Annotated in this window: 17 protein-coding genes and 1 pseudogene; 4 read left to right on the plus strand and 14 right to left on the minus strand. The window is 38.5% G+C overall.

Annotated elements, in window-relative coordinates; genetic code table 11:
- The first annotated feature begins 45 nt into the window (after positions 1-45).
- Positions 46-801 carry a MerR family transcriptional regulator gene (locus IGJ24_RS06875; protein ID WP_202452858.1) on the plus strand — a complete coding sequence of 252 codons (756 nt, stop codon included), beginning with the start codon at positions 46-48 and terminating at the stop codon, positions 799-801.
- 74 nt (positions 802-875) lie between these two features.
- Here IGJ24_RS06875 and ffh read toward each other — a convergent pair whose 3' ends face one another.
- The 3 genes from ffh to IGJ24_RS06890 form a co-directional block, all read right to left on the minus strand.
- Positions 876-2,294: a signal recognition particle protein gene (gene ffh, locus IGJ24_RS06880; protein WP_002360194.1), complete on the minus strand. Its 1,419-nt coding sequence runs from the start codon at positions 2,292-2,294 to the stop codon at positions 876-878.
- Positions 2,295-2,298: 4 nt separating this feature from the next.
- On the minus strand, positions 2,299-2,637 hold the full coding sequence (locus tag IGJ24_RS06885; protein WP_002357429.1) for a putative DNA-binding protein: 339 nt from the start codon (positions 2,635-2,637) through the stop codon (positions 2,299-2,301).
- Positions 2,638-2,720: 83 nt separating this feature from the next.
- Complete coding sequence (locus IGJ24_RS06890; protein WP_016633246.1) at positions 2,721-3,185, minus strand: DUF523 domain-containing protein; 465 nt, start codon at positions 3,183-3,185, stop codon at positions 2,721-2,723.
- A 162-nt stretch (positions 3,186-3,347) separates the two neighbouring features.
- Here IGJ24_RS06890 and IGJ24_RS06895 point away from each other — a divergent pair, with 162 nt between their 5' ends.
- On the plus strand, positions 3,348-4,058 hold the full coding sequence (locus tag IGJ24_RS06895) for a response regulator transcription factor (protein ID WP_002360193.1): 711 nt from the start codon (positions 3,348-3,350) through the stop codon (positions 4,056-4,058).
- Positions 4,055-5,830 carry a two-component system histidine kinase PnpS gene (gene pnpS / locus IGJ24_RS06900; protein ID WP_289865530.1) on the plus strand — a complete coding sequence of 592 codons (1,776 nt, stop codon included), beginning with the start codon at positions 4,055-4,057 and terminating at the stop codon, positions 5,828-5,830. Before IGJ24_RS06895 ends, pnpS begins: the two co-directional genes overlap by 4 nt.
- An 80-nt stretch (positions 5,831-5,910) precedes the next feature.
- On the opposite strand, the pseudogene IGJ24_RS06905 reads toward pnpS, so the two are convergent.
- The 5 genes and pseudogenes from IGJ24_RS06905 to IGJ24_RS06925 all read right to left on the minus strand — a co-directional run bounded on the left by IGJ24_RS06905 (position 5,911) and on the right by IGJ24_RS06925 (position 13,720).
- Positions 5,911-7,313: pseudogene (locus tag IGJ24_RS06905) on the minus strand (IS3 family transposase).
- Positions 7,314-7,387: 74 nt separating this feature from the next.
- Complete coding sequence (locus IGJ24_RS06910; protein ID WP_002357425.1) at positions 7,388-8,278, minus strand: phosphate ABC transporter substrate-binding protein PstS family protein; 891 nt, start codon at positions 8,276-8,278, stop codon at positions 7,388-7,390.
- A gap of 110 nt (positions 8,279-8,388) precedes the next feature.
- Entirely contained in the window at positions 8,389-9,567 is a 1,179-nt protein-coding gene (locus IGJ24_RS06915) for a pyridoxal phosphate-dependent aminotransferase (protein WP_289865855.1), read from the minus strand.
- Between the two features lie 161 nt (positions 9,568-9,728).
- On the minus strand, positions 9,729-12,419 hold the full coding sequence (locus IGJ24_RS06920; protein ID WP_010820022.1) for an alpha-mannosidase: 2,691 nt from the start codon (positions 12,417-12,419) through the stop codon (positions 9,729-9,731).
- An 11-nt stretch (positions 12,420-12,430) separates the two neighbouring features.
- A complete protein-coding gene (locus IGJ24_RS06925) occupies positions 12,431-13,720 on the minus strand; it encodes a glycoside hydrolase family 125 protein (RefSeq protein WP_002357422.1) in 1,290 nt (429 codons plus the stop codon).
- A gap of 156 nt (positions 13,721-13,876) precedes the next feature.
- On the opposite strand from IGJ24_RS06925, the gene IGJ24_RS06930 reads away from it, so the two are divergent.
- Positions 13,877-14,923, plus strand: coding sequence for a GntR family transcriptional regulator (locus IGJ24_RS06930; protein ID WP_289865854.1), 1,047 nt, complete (start codon positions 13,877-13,879; stop codon positions 14,921-14,923).
- Between the two features lie 48 nt (positions 14,924-14,971).
- Here IGJ24_RS06930 and IGJ24_RS06935 read toward each other — a convergent pair whose 3' ends face one another.
- From IGJ24_RS06935 to IGJ24_RS06960, 6 genes are all read right to left on the minus strand, one after another.
- Positions 14,972-15,901 carry a LysR family transcriptional regulator gene (locus IGJ24_RS06935; protein WP_002361904.1) on the minus strand — a complete coding sequence of 310 codons (930 nt, stop codon included), beginning with the start codon at positions 15,899-15,901 and terminating at the stop codon, positions 14,972-14,974.
- An 18-nt stretch (positions 15,902-15,919) separates the two neighbouring features.
- The gene (locus IGJ24_RS06940) at positions 15,920-16,633 is read right to left on the minus strand and encodes a carbonic anhydrase (RefSeq protein WP_002382382.1); all 714 of its coding nucleotides are present in this window, start codon (positions 16,631-16,633) and stop codon (positions 15,920-15,922) included.
- A gap of 182 nt (positions 16,634-16,815) precedes the next feature.
- Positions 16,816-17,448 (minus strand): orotate phosphoribosyltransferase, encoded by a 633-nt coding sequence (gene pyrE / locus IGJ24_RS06945; protein ID WP_033594785.1) that lies wholly within the window; start codon positions 17,446-17,448, stop codon positions 16,816-16,818.
- Position 17,449: 1 nt separating this feature from the next.
- Positions 17,450-18,163, minus strand: a complete 714-nt coding sequence (pyrF, locus tag IGJ24_RS06950; RefSeq protein WP_002374722.1) for an orotidine-5'-phosphate decarboxylase — start codon at positions 18,161-18,163, stop codon at positions 17,450-17,452.
- Positions 18,153-19,091 (minus strand): dihydroorotate dehydrogenase, encoded by a 939-nt coding sequence (locus IGJ24_RS06955; RefSeq protein ID WP_002379493.1) that lies wholly within the window; start codon positions 19,089-19,091, stop codon positions 18,153-18,155. The genes pyrF and IGJ24_RS06955 overlap by 11 nt, the downstream gene beginning before the upstream one ends.
- Entirely contained in the window at positions 19,088-19,879 is a 792-nt protein-coding gene (locus tag IGJ24_RS06960; RefSeq protein WP_002365731.1) for a dihydroorotate dehydrogenase electron transfer subunit, read from the minus strand. The genes IGJ24_RS06955 and IGJ24_RS06960 overlap by 4 nt, the downstream gene beginning before the upstream one ends.
- Positions 19,880-19,953: the final 74 nt, after the last annotated feature.

Raw genomic sequence — 19,953 nt, forward strand, 5'->3', positions numbered from 1 at the left:
TCTCGTTACGTAAAGGTTTATGATAGATTTTGTCAGGAGGAATGAATGATGGAATATACAATTAAAAAAATGGCTTCACTATCTGGCGTCAGTGCACGGACGTTACGATATTATGATGAAATTAGTCTTCTTCAACCAGCCAGAATTAATTCTTCTGGTTATCGAATTTACGGGCAAGCCGAGGTGAATCGTTTGCAACAAATTCTTTTTTACCGTGAATTGGATCTGAAACTAGATGAAATTAAAGAAATTTTGGAGCAACCTGACTTTAATGTTGAACAGGCTTTATACGAGCATCAACAAAAGCTATTGGAAAAGCGCAATGAAATTGATCGTCTTTTAGCCTCTGTTCAACAAACCTTACACCATTACAAAGGAGAGATAAACATGTCAGATCAGCAAAAATTCGAAGCATTCAAACAACAACGAGTTCAAGAAAACGAAGAAAAATATGGTAAAGAGATTCGGGAAAAATATGGCAACGAAACGATTGAACAAGCCAACAAAAAATATTTAAACTTGACGGAAAAAGACATGCAAGCAATGCAGAACGCGGAAAAAGATTTATTTTCTAAGTTAGCCATGTATCAAAAATCACCCAAGTTGACTAGTCAACTTGCGCAAGAAATTTTCCAATTACACAAAGATTGGTTAATGTACTCTTGGTCAAGCTATTCGCCAGAAGCACATAAAGGGTTAGGGCTTATGTATGTTGGTGATGAACGATTTACGTCATATTATGAACAACACGGCGCTGGTTTTGCCGAAGCGTTAAACGCAATTATCCAAAACTACGCTTAAACAGAAAGTGCGCCATCAGTCGAAGAGACTGATGGCGCACTTTCTGTTTCTTACAATAATTAACTAAAGCCTGTTTATCTTTTTTTCTTTTTCTTCTTTTTGTTTTTCTTCATCATACGATTCATTGCCATTTTACCTAGCTTGCCTTTAACGCCGCCACCTAACATTTGATCCATACCAGGAATGTTCATATCCCCTTTGGACATTTGTTGCATCATTTTTTTGGATTCTTTAAATTGTTTAATCATACGATTGACTTCAACCACACTATTTCCTGAACCAGCTGCAATTCTGCGGCGGCGACTAGGATTTAATAGGTCAGGATTTTCACGTTCTGCAGGGGTCATTGATAGGACCATCGCCCGTTTCCGTGCCACATCTTTTGGATCGACTTTGACATTTTCAATACCAGGCATGTTACTCATTCCAGGGATCATTTTTAATAAGTCTTCAATCGGTCCCATGCCCATAACTTGATCCAATTGCTCAATGAAATCGTTAAAGTCAAAACTGTTTTCTTTCATTTTTTGAGCAAGTTCTTCTGCTTTTTTCTCATCGTAATCTTGTTGCGCTTTTTCAATTAGCGTCAACATGTCCCCCATACCTAGGATACGACTCGACATACGATCGGGATGGAAAATTTCTAAATCGGTTAATTTTTCACCAGAACCGACAAATTTAATCGGAGCCCCCGTTACTGCCCGAATTGACAGCGCAGCCCCCCCACGAGTATCGCCGTCCATTTTGGTAATAACAACCCCAGTAATTCCAAGCTGTTCATTAAAACTATCTGCAACGTTGACAGCATCTTGCCCCGTCATCGCATCAACAACTAACAGAATTTCATTGGGATTAGCCAACTCTTTAATTTGTTTCAATTCGTCCATTAAAGCTTCGTCAATGTGTAAACGGCCGGCCGTATCAATTAAGACATAATCATTTTTCTTTTCTTTTGCTAACGCTAACCCTTGACGAACAATTTCCACTGGATTAGCATCTGTTCCCATATCAAAAACGGGAACTTCTAATTGTTGACCTAAAACCTTCAACTGATCAATCGCTGCTGGACGATAAACGTCACCAGCGATTAAAAGCGGACGAGCGTTTTCAGTTTTCATTAAGTGTTTGGCTAATTTACCAGTAAAAGTTGTTTTACCAGCCCCTTGTAACCCTGTCATCATAATCACTGTTGGGATTTTTGGAGATTTATTCAGTTCAACCGTTTCTGAACCTAACGTTTTCGTTAATTCTTCATCAACAATTTTTACAATTTGTTGGGCTGGTGATAAGCTTTCTAATACTTCGACTCCTACTGCCCGTTCTCTGACACGTTTTGTGAAATCTTTGACCACTTGTAAATTAACGTCGGCTTCTAATAAAGCCAAACGGATTTCTCGCATCATTTCTTTTACGTCGGCTTCGGAAACTTTTCCCTTACGACGGATTTTACTCATTGCCTGTTGTAGGCGGTTTGTTAAACTCTCAAAAGCCATAGTTTCATTCCTCTATTTCTTGAATTTGTTCAATATATTTTTTGATTTCACTATCTTTGGGATAAGTTTCTTGAACATACTGCTGTAGTTGTTCAAGATATTCTTTCCGTACAACATAGTTTGAATAAAGATGTAACTTTTTTTCGTATTCTTCTAAAATTTTTTCGGTTCGTTTAATGTTATCATAAACCGCTTGGCGACTAACCTCATATTCTTCCGCAATTTCTCCTAAAGAAAAGTCATCAGCATAGTAAAGCTCCATATAATTCATCTGCTTTTCCGTTAATAATGTCGAATAAAATTCAAATAACGCATTCATGCGGTTTGTTTTTTCCATTTCCATGAGCCGTGCTCCCATCTTCAATCCCTTATAGGTTACCGATTTCATAGGGAATAGTCAATCTTTTTTTACTAAGTTTTTACCTTTTAAAAAGAAATGTCCGCAAGTTGCCATGTTTCTTCAGAATAAACAGTCATTCCTTGTTGAATAAAATAAGCAGTTGCGACTCCAACTCCAGCTTTTTTAATGCCAGAAAATTGTCCATCATAAATCAGCTGGCTGCCACAGCTGGGACTTTTTTCTTTCAAAATCAAGGTTGTAATTTGTTGGGCTTTTAATTTTTGATACGCGCGTTGTGCCCCTGCTTTAAATGCCTCAGTCACATCTTCCCCGTTATCCGTATATACATAAGCAGTATTCGCCCAAACATCAAAGCCGTCCCCGCCAATGATTTCTGCTGGCGGACGTGGAATGGGCAACTCTCCTAAAACTTCGGGACAAACCATTATTGCTTTTCCATTAGTTACAAGTTGTTTTAACGCTTCTTGTTCTTGAGATTTTCCATCGTAACGGCAACAAATCCCACCTAAGCAACTACTAATACCAATCATTCGCTTCTCCTCATTTCATTTCTCTATTATACCATGAGTTGACTTTTCTCAAAAGTAGCATTCTTGCTTACTTTAAAGTACGTTCTTCCTCTAAAAATATGTTAAACTAACAATAGTGAAATATACACTTATTTTCAGAAATTTCTTGAAGGAGTTATGTAAATGAAAAAAGTTCTTGTCGTCGATGATGAACCATCGATTTTAACTTTGTTAACCTTTAATTTGGAAAAAGAAGGCTATCAGGTGACTACTTCCGAAGATGGTAAAAACGGCTTCGAATTAGCTTTGTCTAATCAATATGATTTTATAATTTTAGATGTAATGCTTCCTGGTATGGATGGCTTAGAAATTACCAAAGCACTTCGTCGAGAAAAAATTGACACGCCTATTTTGATTTTAACTGCCAAAGATGAACAAGTAGATAAAATCATCGGCTTAGAAATTGGGGCAGATGATTATTTAACAAAACCTTTTAGTCCCAGAGAAGTCCTAGCACGCATGAAAGCTATTTTCCGTCGTTTAAAACCTACCACGACCGAACCGCTTCAAGAGGACACACCTAAAGCTCCGCTTGTGATTGGCGAGATTCGTGTGGATGAACAAAATTATGAAGTCTTTGTGCGCAATCAGCCCATTGAGCTAACACCGAAAGAATTTGAATTACTCGTTTACTTCATGAAACGCAAAGATCGGGTCATTAATCGGGAAACCTTGTTGGAACGAATTTGGCAATATGACTTCGCTGGACAAAGTCGCATCGTCGATGTCCACATTAGTCATTTACGTGATAAAATCGAGCCCGATCCCAAACGGCCCGTTTACTTAGTAACTGTCCGTGGCTTTGGCTACCGTTTTCAGGAGCCAAAACGATGAAAAAGAGACTGCGAATTGAATATTTTTTAGTTGCGGCAGTCATGCTTTTATTATTTGTCGGGAGTATTGCAGCGACCAATTTTTTCTTTCAAAAAGAAATGGTTGCTCAGCAAGAAACCTATTTAAGAAGAAAAAATACCCTTTTAACAGACCAGTTGCCCCCTTCCGTTTTCGAAAAAAGGCAACTGACAAACCAACAACAACTCCTTGTCACCCATGCGTTAGATGATGCAGAAGAACGGGTAACTTTGTTGCAAAAAAATGGTACCGTCTTTTTTGACAGCAGCCAAAATGAACCGCTAGAGTCGCACAAAAAACGACCTGAAATCGCTGCGGTTCTATCAGGAGCTACCTATGGTTCAGCCTTACGAAAGAGTAAAACGTTAAATAAAGAACTTCTGTACGTTGCCACGCCTGTTTTAAAATCAGGAGAAATCGTTGGTATTATTCGGATTTCGGAACAAACCGCGCTATTTTCTAAAAATATCCAATCTTTTCGTCGCTATATTATCTTTACATTCGGCATCTTGTTCCTACTAATTACCTTGTTTATCTTTTTACTGTTACGGCAAAAAAATCAACCGCTAGTGACTGTCTTACCGATTCTGAAACGAATGCTTAAACATCCAGATGAAAATCGATCCATTATCCAGCAATCTTCTGAATGGAATGAACTTTACGAAACTATTAACTTACTGAGTCAACAAGTAAGTCAAACGTATAAAGCGTATACGTCTGCGGATGAGCAATTTCACGAACTTTTAGATGAGTTGATGATTGGTGTCTTTATCATTGATACGCAAGGACGGCTTCGTCTGTTGAATCCTAAAATGCAGGAAATGTTAGGACTCTCTGCTAAAAATATGCAAAGCAATTATCTTGAAGTGATTCAAGACGCCGATTTGATTCATTTAATCCATCAAGTCGTCGCTGAAAAAAACAGCTTACATCAAGAAATCACTGTGACACAAGGACCAACACCTTTACGCTTAGATCTTTCTCTTCGTTACTTGGATGATCAAAGCGCCAATGATTATCAAGTGTTAGGAATTGCCTATGATTTAACGCGCGTTCGCCAACTAGAAAAAATGCAAAAAGATTTTGTATCAAACGTGTCTCATGAATTAAAAACGCCTGTCACTTCTCTTTTGGGCTTTACCGAGACACTCATAGATGGCGCCAAAGAAGATCCGGAAGTCCTTGATCAATTTTTGCACATCATGCAAAAAGATGCCCAGCGTCTGCAACAATTAATTCAAGAAATTTTAGAACTTTCTCGGGGCAGCGCAACAATTCCTTATGCAGAACAAGAAATTACTTTAGAAAAATTCATTACAGAAATTCTCGGTTCTTATCAGCAACAATTGGCAGCAAAACAGCTGAAAACAGTCGTTCATGGTCTGCCAGAGAGCCAATTTTTCACCAAATACGAATTGTTTTATCCAATCGTGAAGAATCTAATTGAAAATGCCATTCAGTATTCCCAAGAAAATGGACAGATTACTATTTCTTATGCTATTGAAAATCAGCAATTACGTTTATCTGTTCAAGATACTGGCATTGGCATTAGTCAAAAAGACCAAGAACGGATCTTTGAACGGTTCTATCGTGTCGATAAAGCACGTAGCCGTCATTCTGGTGGCACCGGTCTAGGTCTAGCTATTGTCCAAAATTACACAGAATTATTAGGCGGTAAAATCGCCATTGATAGTCACTTAGGCTTAGGGACCACTTTTACAATCACCTTGCCTTTAACAAAAAAAGAAGCCTAAAAAAACTCAGCCAATCCTGTTTATTTGTAGTGACCCCAAAAAGTTAGACTTTTATAGAGTGGATTTTTCCACTCTATTTTTTATGCAGTTTTTTGATTGAATTGTCGAAATTCTACTGGGCTTTTCCAGTTAAGTTTTTCCTTGATTCGGTGATGATTGTAATAATAAATGTAGTTCTCAATTGCTTCTCTCAATTCATTTTGACTTTGATAGATTTTTCCATAGTACACTTCTTGTTTTAGGATACTGAAGAAATTCTCCATAGGAGAATTATCTAAACAGGTTCCTTTTCGAGACATACTTTGAAAGATATTGTTGTCCTTTAATGTTTGTATATAGACATTCATTTGATAAGCCCAGCCTTGATCAGAGTGAAAGGTGCGCCGATAGGGACAATCATTTGTTTGAGAAATTGCTTCTTTCAGACCTCCCATAACTGTTTTACCATTTGGTTGAGTAGAAAGGCTATAGCTTAGAATTTCACTATTATACATATCCATAAATGGATCTAAGTATAGTTTTTTCTGACGAAAGATGCCTGCGTTATCTGCTTCAAAGTACTTAAATTCAGTTGTATCAGTTGTAATTTTTTGATGAGGAACAGAAGTTTTAAATCGGCGACGAATCAAATTTTTAGCGATTTTACCAACGGTTCCTTTATAGGAATTATATTTTCTGGATTTCTTAGTAAAAGCTTTGACTTGTAACTTTAACTTTTGTATTAATCGCTGGACTTTCTTTTTATTCACTTGAAATCCACGTCGTTTCAATTCTTGGGTCATCCTTCTATAGCCATAATGTTGATGTTTTTTACGAATCGCTTGAATTTCTTCTTCAATGATTTGTGTTGAAGCTGTTCTGTCGAGGCGTTTTTGCCAGTACATGTAAGTAGATTTTGGAAACCTTAGGGTTTCCAAAATATCTTTTAATCGAAAGTGTCTTCGGAGACTGTGAATGATTCGTGCGATTCGTTCATTTTTTGTTCGTCCTCTAAACGCAGTCTCCTCAATTCTTTTAAATAGGCATTCTCAATTTTTAACATTCTATTTTCTTTTTCTAGTTTCTCTACTTGAGATCGTTCACTTGGTAGTGATTGGGGTTCATTTCGTTTCTTTTTAGACATGGTAGGTGGACGTCCTTTCTGTTTAGAGAGTCCCTCTATACCAAACTTCTGATACGTTCTAAGCCAATTCGCAATCAATGATGGATTGTTCATTTTTAGAAGATTAGCTACTTCTTGATAGGACAACTCTGTTGTTAAATATAACTCTAACGCATCTAGCTTAAATTGAACAGAGTAATTCTTATTTTTTCGACTGCGAAGTAGGCCTTCTTCACCAAGTTCTTTATAGGCATTTATCCATTTGCTTATTTGAGAACTATCTTTAAACCCATACTTCTTTGCGAGAAACCTTAGACCTCCTTGACCAGATAAGTAGTCATGAACAAGTTTAAGTTTAAATTCAAAACTGTATTTTGCCATACAAAAAAACCTCCAAAAGTTAGATTTCTAGGTCTAACTTTTGGGGGTCGGCTCAATTGGCTGAGTTTTTTTGTTTATTTTTCAGTTACTTTTCCATTTACATCACGTTCTACTTGCATGTCTGTGATGGCTAAATAACCTAAGTCTTTGACAATTGTCTTTTGAACATCATCGGTGACCATATAGTCTAAGAAGGCTTTTACTTCTTTATTAGGCTCCCCTTTTGTATACATATGTTCATAAGACCAGATTTTCCATGAATTGTCTTTCACGTGTTCTTCTTTTGGTTCAACACCATCAATGCTTAAGGCAACGGTGGAATCATCCATATAAGAAAAAGCTAAATAGCTGATTGCTCCTGGTGTTTGTTCAACAATTTTACGAACTGTTCCCGAAGAATCTTGTTCTTGTGATTGAACTGGTTTAGCTCCATCTAAGCCCCATTTTTCAAATGTTGCTCGGGTGCCACTTCCGTTTGCGCGGTTTATTACGACGATTTCTTGATCTTTGCCGCCCACTTCTTTCCAGTTTTTGACTTTGCCAGTAAAGACATCAATCAATTGTTGCTTTGTTAAATTCTTCACGCCGACTTCTTTGTTGACCACTGGTCCCATACCGACCACGGCCACCCGATGATCAACTAATTTAGAGGCATCCACGCCATCTTTCTCTTCGGCAAACACATCGGAATTTCCAATGGTCACTGCGCCATCTGCAACTTGCGAAAGTCCTGTTCCGCTGCCGCCACCTTGGACAGAAACTGTATAATTAGGATGTTCTTGTGTAAATTGATCTTTCGCAGCATCTACTAACGGTTGTAAAGCGGTGGAACCAACAGCGACAATTTTAACTGGTTTGTTACTATCCGCTTCGCTGGATTTTTCAGTTGTGCCTCCTTGAGCTCCGCACCCAGTTAATAATAACCCTAGACTCAGCATAGTTGCTGCAATTACACGTTTTTTCATCTTTGCACTTCCTTTTCAATTAGTTACAAGTTTAGTCTACCAAGACTCTGTTAATTCTGTTTCAATTAAATGTAAATAAAAGGTAAAGGTGTGTAAAGAATCTATAAAGGCTAGTGCGTTACGCGTTGTGTCGCCATGTAATGTGCGATTCGTTCCATGGCCGTTGTTAATTTATCCATATCGGACGCATAACTAATTCGGACGTATCCTTCTGCTTCTGGACCAAAAGAAATACCTGGAATCAACGCTACTGCTTCTTTTTGCGCTAAATCAATACAAAATTTCATAGAATCTTGTTCATAACCAGTAGGAATCTTAGCAAAAATATAAAAGGCGCCATTTGGACGTGCAACCTCAAACCCCAATTGAGTCATCTGTTCATAAACAAAATCGCGCCGTTTCCGATACTCTTCTTTCATAATTTCAGCATCATGCATTCCTTCGATTAAGGCACGAACAGCCGCTTTTTGAGACACAGTGGCAGCCGCAGTAACTAAATACTGATGAACTTTAATGATCTCCGCTGTTAAAATCGCTGGTGCAAAAATAAAGCCAATCCGCCAGCCTGTCATGGCATGTGATTTCGACAAACCGTTAATTAAAATCGTTTGGTCACGTAACATTTCAGCAATCGAAACATGACTCTCATCATAAGTTAACTCACTATAAATTTCATCGCTAATCACAAAAATGTCGTATTTTTTTAGAACATCAGCAATTGCTTGCAACTCTTGGCGGTTATAGGTGACACCAGTTGGATTGCTAGGATAATTTAAAATAATTGCTTTGACTTGTTCCCCATGCCCGGCCATTGCCGCTTCAATCATTTCAGGGGTCAAGACAAAATCGTTGTCTCGTGTATCCAAATATACCGGTTCCGCCCCCGCCAATGTAATAATTGGTTCATACCCTGGGTAAATAGGTGCTGGCAATAGCACTTTGTCACCTTGTTCTAAAATTGCTAATAACGAAGCTGAAATCGCTTCTGTTGCTCCAACTGTTACTAAAATTTCTGTCCCAGGCTGGTAAGTCAAATGGTACTTTTCTTTCATAAAATAAGCGGCTGCTTCACGAACATCTAACAAACCAGACATCCCTGTATAATGAGAAAAATTCGCATCAATTGCTTCTTTGGCTGCTTTTTTGACATGCTCAGGTGTGTTAAAATCTGGCTCTCCTAGCGTTAATTTTAAAATACCTTCAATTCCTGAGACTTGTTCGTCAAATTGACGAATTAAAGAAACAGCAATTTTATTTACTTGACGATTAAAACGATTGGTTAAATCCATTTAGCTTCACTCCTTCAGTTGACGTTATAGTAGCACAAATTGACCGTAAAATGAATGATTTTCTCATTGTTTCGCTAGATTTTTATTATAAATATCTCAAAAAAACGGCAGAAAAGAAAATAGGAGAACTTTGTCCTTTTCAACAAAGTTCTCCTATTTATTTATTTTTCGAAACGCCATGTCCGAATTTCAAACGGACGTAATGGTGCATCAACTTCTATCGCTGGTGTCAACGGTTCTTCTAATACATTTGTTAAACAAGTCGCTGGTTGAGTCTCTTTGTGAAGTTCACAAGGAATATTTTGCGCTGTTAGATTAAAGCCACGAACGACTAAATGATTTGTTTGCTCTTGACGTTTAACGGCTGTCCAACCAATTGGTCCTTCTGCCGTTGTCAAGTAGACATGGTTCGGTGCTAGTTTACCTTCATGACGCGCAGTAGTAGCTGCAGTAAAAGGAATTTGTGCACTATAGGCTTGTTGATACGTAGCAAAGCGTTCTTCTGGTTTTCCATGCAATGACAAACCATATTTAAAGGTATATTCTCCTTGGCATTGTGCTTCTGGTGTCGCAAAATAGCCCCAATCACCTAGTTCCCCAACACAACGAATTAATGTGACCGCAATGGTTCCATCTGCCAAGACTTCATACTCATTTAAGCCTTCATTGAAGATAGTCACGCCTTTGTTTTGGTCATGAACATTCACAAACGCTTGTTGGTGCTGCGGGTTTGTTGGATTTTCCCATGTGTCGCTTACTTGATTTGGTCGTGTCACGACTTCATAAATACTATCCGCTTCGTGTGTTTCTGTGACCATGCCAGTTGGGAAAAGCACGCGTAAACGATGATCTTTGATTTGATTATTAATGGTTGTTTCAAAGAATAATTGGTTACTTTCTTTGATCATTGTAACCACTGTCGTTATTTCGAACGGGCGAAGCGTCGTTGAACGTTGTGCCTGGCGTTCTCTAAACTCACGAACAGCCTTTTGTTCTTCTTCTAATCGTTCATCTGCTGAAACTGGTAACATGACGGTTTGTTTAATTTGATAACTTGCTTTTACAGGGGAATTTTCTTTATTCGTAATTTCAGCCGTTACATTTTCGGTTGTAATTCCTTGGTCTTCGGTCGGTTTGAAAAAGATATATTCATTCCCAATGTCGCCAGTATCTTCAAATGTTAACAATTTTGAAAATGTTTCTCCTGTTTTTTTGTCAGCAATGGTTAAGCTACCATTGTTTTCAATTTTCACTTGAATAAATTCGTTTTCCATTTCATTTGTTGCTGGTTGAGCCAAAAGACTTCCTTCAAAAGCTTTCGTTTCTCCTTGAATCAATGCAAAGCTATCCCAAGAGAATGGCGCCATTTCTTTGACAGATAATTCGACCGTTAAGTATTTAGCCATGTACGGTTGACGGAAAGCATCTTTAGGTAAATCGTAACCAAAACGAACATCTTCTTTGACAATACGGCTTGCAACGGCTTTTCCAGTTGGATCAATCACTTGATAATCTGGGGTTGCTTTTTGTTTTAATTCATGATAAAGATCTTCAGGTTTTCCTGTATAAAATGGCAATCGTTCAATCTCCACTTCCACAGTGACAACCTCCGTTTTCTGATAGCCACTAGTATTAAACAAAACAAACGGGTGCGCTTTTTCTGGGAAAACACTTGTATCAATTGCTTCTGTTAATTGTCGTGTTGCTTCATCTGCTAAGAAATGCCCGACATCATTGGCATTTTCAAAGCGAGTCATCATGCCTCGGTGAACCTCGTCGACAGAACAGCCACAAATACTATCGTGCGGATGGTTTTGAAGCAATGTTTTCCAAGCATAATCAAATTGGTCATGTGGGTAGTCGCCAGTTACTTCGTAAGCCATCGCTGCTAAAGGTTCTGCGATATTTTCTAATTGGCGTTGGACTTTTGTGTTCCACTGTTTTAAATAGACGCGAGCAGAAGAAGTATTGGCTAATGTGTACCAGCCATCCGTTTCTTGACTCGTTAATTCGCCTGTTACTGTTCCTAAATCTTCTGGTAACTCCTCTTGAACAGCTTTCAAATAGTCATCGAAATTGGAATGAATAAATTCATATTCTGGGAATAGTTCATTGGCTAAAGCGATGGCCTTAGTAATATCTCTTTGTACAGGTTGGTGGTCGACCCCATTCATCATCAATAAATGGTTTGTGGAAGCATAACGTTCCACATCAGCCAATTTTTGTTTCCAAAAAGCGATTGCCGCTTCTTTTTCTGAAGGAATTTCGTTCCCGTTACTATACCAGTTCGCAAAAAGCAAGCCGAAAATTTTCGTTTGGTCAGGACCTTCCCACCACATTTCAGAATATTGTGAGCTATAGTCGCTTTCTAAGACTTGGTTATCAAAGCCAATCGGTTTCACCCCGCGTCCAAAGGCAGCCGCAGGCAGATTTGCTAATTGCATCATTTGAGGCGTTTGACCCATGTTACCAAATGTATCCGGGAAGTAACCTAATTGAACTGGTGCTCCCCATTTTTGACTTTCTAAATGCCCAATCAGCATGTTTCGAACATTGGATTCAGAGCTAATTAAAAAGTCATCTTGTAAAATATAAAATGGTCCGATTTTTAGTTTGCCTGCTTGGACAGCTTTTTTCACGGCTTCTTTTTTCTCTGGGCGAACTTGTAAATAGTCGTCTAAGATAATCGTTTGTCCATCTAAATGGAAACTGTTAAACTCTGGATCATTTTCAATTAAATCTAATACATTATCCACTAATTCAATTAAGCGCATATGATGTTCTTCATAAGGAAGATACCATTCACGATCCCAATGACTATGGGAAACAATATAGACTTTTTTCTTTGTCATCACTTTTCCTCCTATTTTTCCACTCGGATGTCAAAATAATCCATAACTAATTCACAAAACATCATATTAGCCCATGAAAACCATTCTCTTGTATAATTTTCAGGATTATCTACGTCAAAACCTTCATGCATCAAATGAGTCCCCGCATCTGTGGCAACCAATAAATCTAAAATTCGTTCTTTTTCTGCTTTATCTTTGGTTGTCATTCCTTCCATTGCTAAAGCAATCGGCCACACGTAATTTTCTGGTGTATGCGAGCTACCAATCCCTTTCGCGTATTTGCCTTCATAGAAGTAAGGATTTTCTTTACTTAATAAGGTTTGACGCGTTGTTAAATATTGTTCATCCTCTGTTGAACAATAACCCAGATAAGGGGCTGCTACTAAATTGGGAACATTACTGTCATCCATCACGCTTGCATTGCCTAAGCCATCCACTTCATACGCATAAATCGTTTCGTTATTTTGATTTTTTGTTCGTCCAAATGTTTGGATGCCTTCTTCAATCTCTTCTTGTAATTTTTTAGCAATCGCCACAATCGTAGCATCTTCTAAAACATCAGAGAAAATTTCTTGAATATAGCCTAAAATTACGACTGCAAACATGTTAGAAGGAACTAAGTAACCATATTGGCAGGCATCATCACTAGGACGGAAGCCTGACCATGTCATCCCTGTTTTGCCAACTGGTGTTCCTTTCCCTGCTTCAACCAACGTATCTTCTTGACGCCACGTATCTCGTTCAAATAAATAAGGTGACTGTGCGTGATCTTGTTCTGTTGTGAAAACGTTGAGAATTTTTTTAACGCCTTCCACAAAATCTGAATTAAATTGTTCGGTCATCCCAGTATTTTTATAAAGTAAATAGGCTAATTGGACCGGGTAACATAATGAATCAATTTCATATTTCCGTTCCCAAATCCAGCCATTCATTTCGGTCTTATCAGTTTGATGGCCTGCATGATTATCTGTTTCATTAAACGCATTGGCATAAGGATCAATGCAAATATAACGAAACTGGCGTTTAACCAAACCAGCAATCATTTGAGCAAGGTCTTCGTCTTCTTTCGCAATCACTAAATAGGGACGAACTTGTGCTGTTGAGTCTCTCAACCACATTGCTGGAATATCGCCTGTTAATAAAAAGGTAGTACCATCTTCTTGACGTTTCACTGTTGTTAATAAAGTATTGGCAAAGGCCGCCTGAAAGTTTTTTGCCCAATCTTGATGTGCTTCACCGCATTTTTCTGTAATTGTCTCCATAAATGTTGCTACGGATTTTGGAACTTCTGTATAAACCATTCTCGTCACCTCTTAAATTTGATATATCATTTCATAATTGAATTATAGCGTTTACATTTCACTTTGTCTAGTGATTTCGATCATTTTTTTCATTTTAAAACCAATTAATTTATGGTAAACTATAAATAAGATATATCTTATTGTGAGGTGAAATGAATGAAGCAACCATTATATCAACAAATTATTGATTATTTACAAAATGAAATTGATTCAGGGCGATTGCCTGTTGGAGCGCAAGTGCCTACCGAAAAAGAATTATCGGCTCAGTTTAACGTCAGTAGAATTACGTCCAAACGAGCGCTAACTGAGTTGGAAACGCAAGGCGTAATCCAACGTCACCAAGGAAAAGGAAGTTTTGTTCAAGCACCAAAGCACCCTCTCCATACCTCTTTAAATAAAGTTCTTTTTTTATTGCCTTTTGCAGACGATTTATCAGTAGGAAATTTCTATAGCGGTTTGTCCCCTACTATTCAAGCAGCTGGTTTAGAAGTCTTTATGACCTCGCCTAATTTTTTGAGAGAGAAAAATGCTGCGGACATTGTGAATGAGTTTGCCGGGCTTGTCTATTATGCTGCTACTAGTAATGACTATCTCGACTTACTGTTCGAGTTGGCTCTGATGAATTTTCCAGTCGTTGTCTTGGATAAAAAGATCCATGATTTGCCTTTTGCAACCATTCAATCAGACAACTTTGCTGGTGGTAAAACAGCAACCGAACGCTTAATTGGCTTAGGACATACGAAAATTGGATATATCCTTTCAGGAAGTCCAGCCCTACAATCCGTTCGGCAACGTTATTTAGGTTATCTCCAAGCTTTAAAAGAAGCCAATCTGGCATTTCATACAGCAATCACGGAAACCAATCTCTTAGATGAACACAACTTTAAACAGTATTTTGAGGCGCACCAACTCACAGCCGTGGTCTGCGATAATGACTTCAGCGCGTTACATTGTTTACGAAACTGTAAAAACCTAGGTATTCATGTGCCAGAAGAATTATCGATTATTGGTTTTGACGATATTCAAGCAGCAGCATTTGTCGAACCTCCATTAACAACCATGGCGCAAGACTTTAAAGAAATGGGAAAACTAGCTGGCGAAGTGTTATTACAAACGATGCAACAAGACCTTCAAATCATAGAAGACATTCAAGTGCCTGTAACATTAATTGAAAGAGAAACCATTTCTACTGTTTCAAAATGAGCCAAAAAAGAAGGAACTATCAGTCAAATCACTGATAGTTCCTTCTTTTTATTCCTTAGTGCTAAACGTTTTGGTATCTACCTCTTTTTTAAACAACGCTTTTAATTCTTTGATAAAGTAGCGACCAATTGGACTGATTTCCCGATTTTTGGGAAAGAGTAAACAAATACGATTTTCCAAAGCTGGCGCCAATGGCACTAACCGAATTTCTTTCTTCGTAAAACCCGTTACGACTCCTGAACCAGAAGCATAAGCATTGGTTTCTACCAACAAATTCATCAAGGTTCCACGATCCGTAGTATGAATGACCGATTCCTGTTCAGGAATTTCAACTAAATCTTCAGAAAAATAGGAAAAATTGCTTCCTTCTTGATTAAAGCGAACTTGTGGATAGGGAACTAATTCCTCTAAATGAATTTCTTTTTGCTTGGCTAAAGGATGATGATTTCCTAAAAAAATGTGTGTATTAAAAGTACTAATTACCTCGTAGGCTAGATTAGCTTGTTCTAAATACCGTTCAATACTGACACTATTTTGTTCATTTAAATAAATAATCCCCAGCTCACTGTGAAATCCTTTGACGTCTTCAATTACTTTTAAGGTCGTGGTTTCAAAGACACGAAAATCTTTATATTGATCCCCATACTTTTTAAGAACTTTGGCAATTACCTCACCTAAAAAATCGTAATGTTGCGAAGAGATGGAGAATCGTTCGCTGGTCACTGTCTCGCGATAGCGATTTTCCAATAACTCCATTTGAACTAAGACTTTCTCTGCTTGTTCTAAAAAAACCATTCCTTCTTCTGTTAAAAAAGCGCCTTTATTAGTACGTAAAAAGAGGGAAATTCCTAGTTCTTCTTCTAATTCTCGAATACTATTTGACAAGCTAGGTTGTGTAATAAATAGTTTTTTGGCTGCTTCCCGAAAACTCCCATTGTTAGCTATGGCAGCAACATACTTCATTTGTTGAATATTCAACACTTTTTCCTCCACACACTAATCATTTGAAAAATAAATCTTACGCCCATTCAACGGCTGAAGGGGCCGATTGTTAAAGGCCAACATACCTTCCTTGATCTTATTTAAAAAGGCTTGATCCATTTTTTGAATGGTATCAAATACAAACCATTTCACTGGACCCTTAGTTGGCGGTGTTGTTAACGAGCCTACATAATGGTAGTGTAGACGCTCCTCTGGTAAAAAGATTGACGGATTAAACCATTGTTGGTGCGTGCCGTTTTCCCAGTCCATCGGATGATTCGCTTCTGAAAAACGATTTTCTTCCTCAGTGATGGTAAACAGGCAACCGACAACTAAATTTTCGCCAGCATCGTTCATATGAACCAAATGGAATTCTAGCGGATACTGCTTTCCCGATAGCAAATGTTCGCTAGGCATATGAAAATGAATATCGGTTAAATGATACGCAACATTTTCAAACATTACGTAACTTTCCGTATTTGGTGGTACAAAATGAAACGTATTTTTGAATTCCTTTTCAGTGAATTCTTCTTTTTTATAATGAAACGTAATCTGAGAATTTACTGTCTCAGCACTTTCTTTTTCTAAAGCAATTGGCGATTGATAAGCAAACTTAGCACCTTCTGCAAACCAGTCACATAGCGTATGCCAATGTTCCGGTCCATCGTTGCCTGTATAGCTCCATTCAACGTCCATATTTTTTATTTTTTTCATACACTCTTCCTTCATTTCCACATAGTAATCAGGTAAAACTCATGTTAAAACTCTATCCTAACATCTTTTCTACGTCAAACAAAAGAACTTAGATCATTACGCTCCTCGGCAAATGACCTAAGTTCTCCTACCGTTAAATCTGGTTACTGAAAATGACACTAAAAATCAGACGACAAGAACTATCTTTAGTTCAACGTTTATTTGCCCCAGTTTTCAGGATCTTTTTTCCATTCTTGTAATAAGGTAACATCTTTTTCTTCGATATAATTTGCTTCTAATGCAGCATCAATTAAAGTTGAATAATTGGTTAACGTTAGTAACGTCATCTGTTTATCTGCAAAATTTACCGTTCCTTTGGGTAACTCATAAGTGAAGATTGCCGCAACGCCTAAAACCGTTGCTCCTTCACGTTCCGCCGCTTCTGCCGCTTCTAACACGCTACCGCCGGTTGAAATTAAATCCTCGATAACTACCATTTTTTGTCCTTCAGAAATTCGGCCTTCAATTTGATTCCCTTTGCCGTGGTCTTTGGCTTTACTGCGGATATAAACCATTGGTAATCCTAAAATATCGGCTACCCATGCCGCATGTGGAATCCCTGCGGTAGCTGTCCCAGCAATCACTTCGACTTCTGGGAAAGTTTCTTTAATTTTTGCCGCTAAGCCTTCTGCAATTTCTTTACGCACAGCAGGATAACTCATCGTGATACGGTTATCACAATAAATCGGGCTTTTTATGCCACTAGCCCAGGTAAACGGCTCATTAGGGTTTAAAAATACCGCTTCAATATCTAATAAATCTTTGGCAATTTTTTTTGCTACTTTTGTCATGTTACTTTCCGCTCCAGTCTTTTTTGATTTCTTGATAGGCTTCATAAGGATTTTCTGCTTGGGTAATAGGTCGGCCAACAACGATATATGTGGACCCGATTTCGCGAGCATGTTGCGGCGTAACGACCCGTTGTTGGTCACCTACTGCACTTCCTGCTGGACGAATACCAGGTGTTAAGCAAATAAACGTTTGCTTGGTTGCTTCTTGAATACCACGAGCTTCTAATGCTGAACAAACCACGCCATCCAGACCCGCTTTTTCCGCACATTTAGCATAATGAATGACACTTGTCTCTAAAGGAACGTTGATTAATTGATCGTGCTGCATCTCTTCTTCACTAGTAGAAGTCAACTGGGTTACAGCAATTAACTCAGGAACCTTAGCGCCTGGCTGAGTCCCTTTGATTAGACCTTCCTTAGCTGCTTGCATCATTCGAACGCCCCCTGCTGCATGGACATTGGTAATGGCAACGCCTAATTTTGCTAAATTTGTCATCGCTTTTTCCACAGTATTCGGAATATCATGTAATTTTAAATCCAAGAAAACATCGTGTCCTTGTTCTTTAAGCCAGCGAACAATCGCTGGTCCTTCTGCGTAAAAAAGTTCCATCCCCACTTTAACAAACAAGGCTTCTTCCTTAGGAAATTTTTCTAAAAAAACAGCCACTTCTTTTTGCGTGGGAAAATCTAACGCAATAATTGGTCTATCGTGCATTTTGCTGCCCCTCTCTCACTTCTTTAATTAATTGTTCCAACGATTCAATGCCTAACTCTTCCATTCGCTTAGGTAATCCGTCAATCAACTTCGGACAAATATATGGATCTGTAAAGTTGGCCGTACCAACCCCGACAGCGCTAGCACCTGCCATGAACATTTCCAAGACATCATCCACTGTTTGAACACCGCCCATTCCAATAATTGGCAACTGAGAAACACTGGCGACTTGTCGGATTAAGCGAATAGCAACAGGTTTAATGGCTGGGCCAGATAGTCCGCCAGTTTGATTGGCTAAAATAGGTTTTCTCGTTTTTAAATCAATGCGCATCCCTAGCAATGTATTAATCATAGAAAAACCGTCTGCACCCCCTGCTTCAATTGCTTGGGCGATTGGCACAATGTCCGTTACGTTTGGTGATAGTTTAACATAAATCGGAACAGAGGCGACTTTTTTGACTGCTTGTGTTAATTGAAAAGCAACCTCTGGATCTGTACCAAAAGCTATGCCGCCATGTTTCACATTAGGACAGGAAATATTCAATTCAATTGCTTTGACGTTAGGCGCTTGCCCAATTTTTGCGCAAACAGCCACATAATCCTCTTCGCAAGCACCTGCAACATTTGCAATAATCGGTAAGTTAGGGTATTTTTCTAATTTTGGTAATTTTTCTTGCATAACCACGTCTAAGCCTGGATTCTGCAATCCAATGGCATTTAGCATACCACTAGGTGTTTCAGCTACACGTGGTGTGGGATTTCCATATCGTGCTTGGGGGGTTGTTGCCTTAATCATAATTGAACCTAATTGATCAAGGTCATAATAGTTAGCATATTCTTCCCCGAACCCAAAGCAACCACTGGCGGGAATAATTGGATTTTTTAATGTTAAACCTGGAATTGAAACAGCTAAAGGATTTTTCATCATAAGATAACCTCACTTGCTTTAAAAATCGGACCTTCATCACAGACCTTGACACTTTTTGCTCCAGTAGTGTCTCCTTTTTTATGGCAAACGCAGGCATAGCAAGCCCCAATTCCACAGGCCATCCGTTCTTCTAAAGAAAGGTAAACGTGTGGATGTGTTGGAAATAAAGAATCAATTGCTTTTAACATACCATTCGCACCACAAGCATAAACTGCATCAGGGATCCGTCCTTTTGCTAACGCTTCTGACAATAAACGGCCCACGTTGCCATGAGCGCCAAACGAGCCGTCATCTGTGGCAAAATGTGTTTCTCCTAATGCCATAAATTCTTGTTGGTAATAAGCAACCTCTTTTGATGCATAACCAAGAAAATGAATCACTTTCACGCCTTTTTCATTGAGTTGTTTTGATAATTCATACAATGGGGGAATCCCGATTCCTCCGCCAACGATAAAAGCAGTTTGACCAGCTGCTACGGTAGTTATATCAAAGCCGTTTCCTAAAGGACCTAAAATATCTAATTGTTCACCAGCCTTCATGGTGGCAAACACTTCCGTTCCAGCGCCTTCGACTCGATAAATCAAACGACAGGTTTCGTTCGAATGATCAATTTGGTTGATGCTAATCGGTCGCCGCAAAAGTAAATCTGCACGCGGAACCTTGATATGCACAAACTGTCCAGGTCGTGTCATCTCTTTCACTAACTCGCCTTGTAAGTCTAACTGATAAATCCGTGGCGCTAACTGTTTTTGAGCTACAATGGTCATCATTTCTTGCTTTCTCTGCATCAGTATCCTTCACTCCTTTATTCTCTGATTCCCCTATAAATGATTTTCTATTTCTTCGTAAAAGAATCTGGAAC

The sequence above is a fragment of the Enterococcus sp. DIV0546 genome, from assembly GCF_051712785.1.
GTDB classification, from domain to species: Bacteria; Bacillota; Bacilli; order Lactobacillales; family Enterococcaceae; genus Enterococcus; species Enterococcus faecalis.

Coding starts and splice junctions, on each gene's coding strand:
- IGJ24_RS06875 (WP_202452858.1), top strand. CDS start 46: ATGATGGAATATACAATTAAAAAAATGGCTTCACTATCTGGCGTCAGT.
- ffh (WP_002360194.1), bottom strand. CDS start 2,294: ATGGCTTTTGAGAGTTTAACAAACCGCCTACAACAGGCAATGAGTAAA.
- IGJ24_RS06885 (WP_002357429.1), bottom strand. CDS start 2,637: ATGGAAATGGAAAAAACAAACCGCATGAATGCGTTATTTGAATTTTAT.
- IGJ24_RS06890 (WP_016633246.1), bottom strand. CDS start 3,185: ATGATTGGTATTAGTAGTTGCTTAGGTGGGATTTGTTGCCGTTACGAT.
- IGJ24_RS06895 (WP_002360193.1), top strand. CDS start 3,348: ATGAAAAAAGTTCTTGTCGTCGATGATGAACCATCGATTTTAACTTTG.
- pnpS (WP_289865530.1), top strand. CDS start 4,055: ATGAAAAAGAGACTGCGAATTGAATATTTTTTAGTTGCGGCAGTCATG.
- IGJ24_RS06910 (WP_002357425.1), bottom strand. CDS start 8,278: ATGAAAAAACGTGTAATTGCAGCAACTATGCTGAGTCTAGGGTTATTA.
- IGJ24_RS06915 (WP_289865855.1), bottom strand. CDS start 9,567: ATGGATTTAACCAATCGTTTTAATCGTCAAGTAAATAAAATTGCTGTT.
- IGJ24_RS06920 (WP_010820022.1), bottom strand. CDS start 12,419: ATGACAAAGAAAAAAGTCTATATTGTTTCCCATAGTCATTGGGATCGT.
- IGJ24_RS06925 (WP_002357422.1), bottom strand. CDS start 13,720: ATGGTTTATACAGAAGTTCCAAAATCCGTAGCAACATTTATGGAGACA.
- IGJ24_RS06930 (WP_289865854.1), top strand. CDS start 13,877: ATGAAGCAACCATTATATCAACAAATTATTGATTATTTACAAAATGAA.
- IGJ24_RS06940 (WP_002382382.1), bottom strand. CDS start 16,633: ATGAAGGAAGAGTGTATGAAAAAAATAAAAAATATGGACGTTGAATGG.
- pyrE (WP_033594785.1), bottom strand. CDS start 17,448: ATGACAAAAGTAGCAAAAAAAATTGCCAAAGATTTATTAGATATTGAA.
- pyrF (WP_002374722.1), bottom strand. CDS start 18,163: ATGCACGATAGACCAATTATTGCGTTAGATTTTCCCACGCAAAAAGAA.
- IGJ24_RS06955 (WP_002379493.1), bottom strand. CDS start 19,091: ATGATGAAAAATCCTTTAGCTGTTTCAATTCCAGGTTTAACATTAAAA.
- IGJ24_RS06960 (WP_002365731.1), bottom strand. CDS start 19,879: ATGCAGAGAAAGCAAGAAATGATGACCATTGTAGCTCAAAAACAGTTA.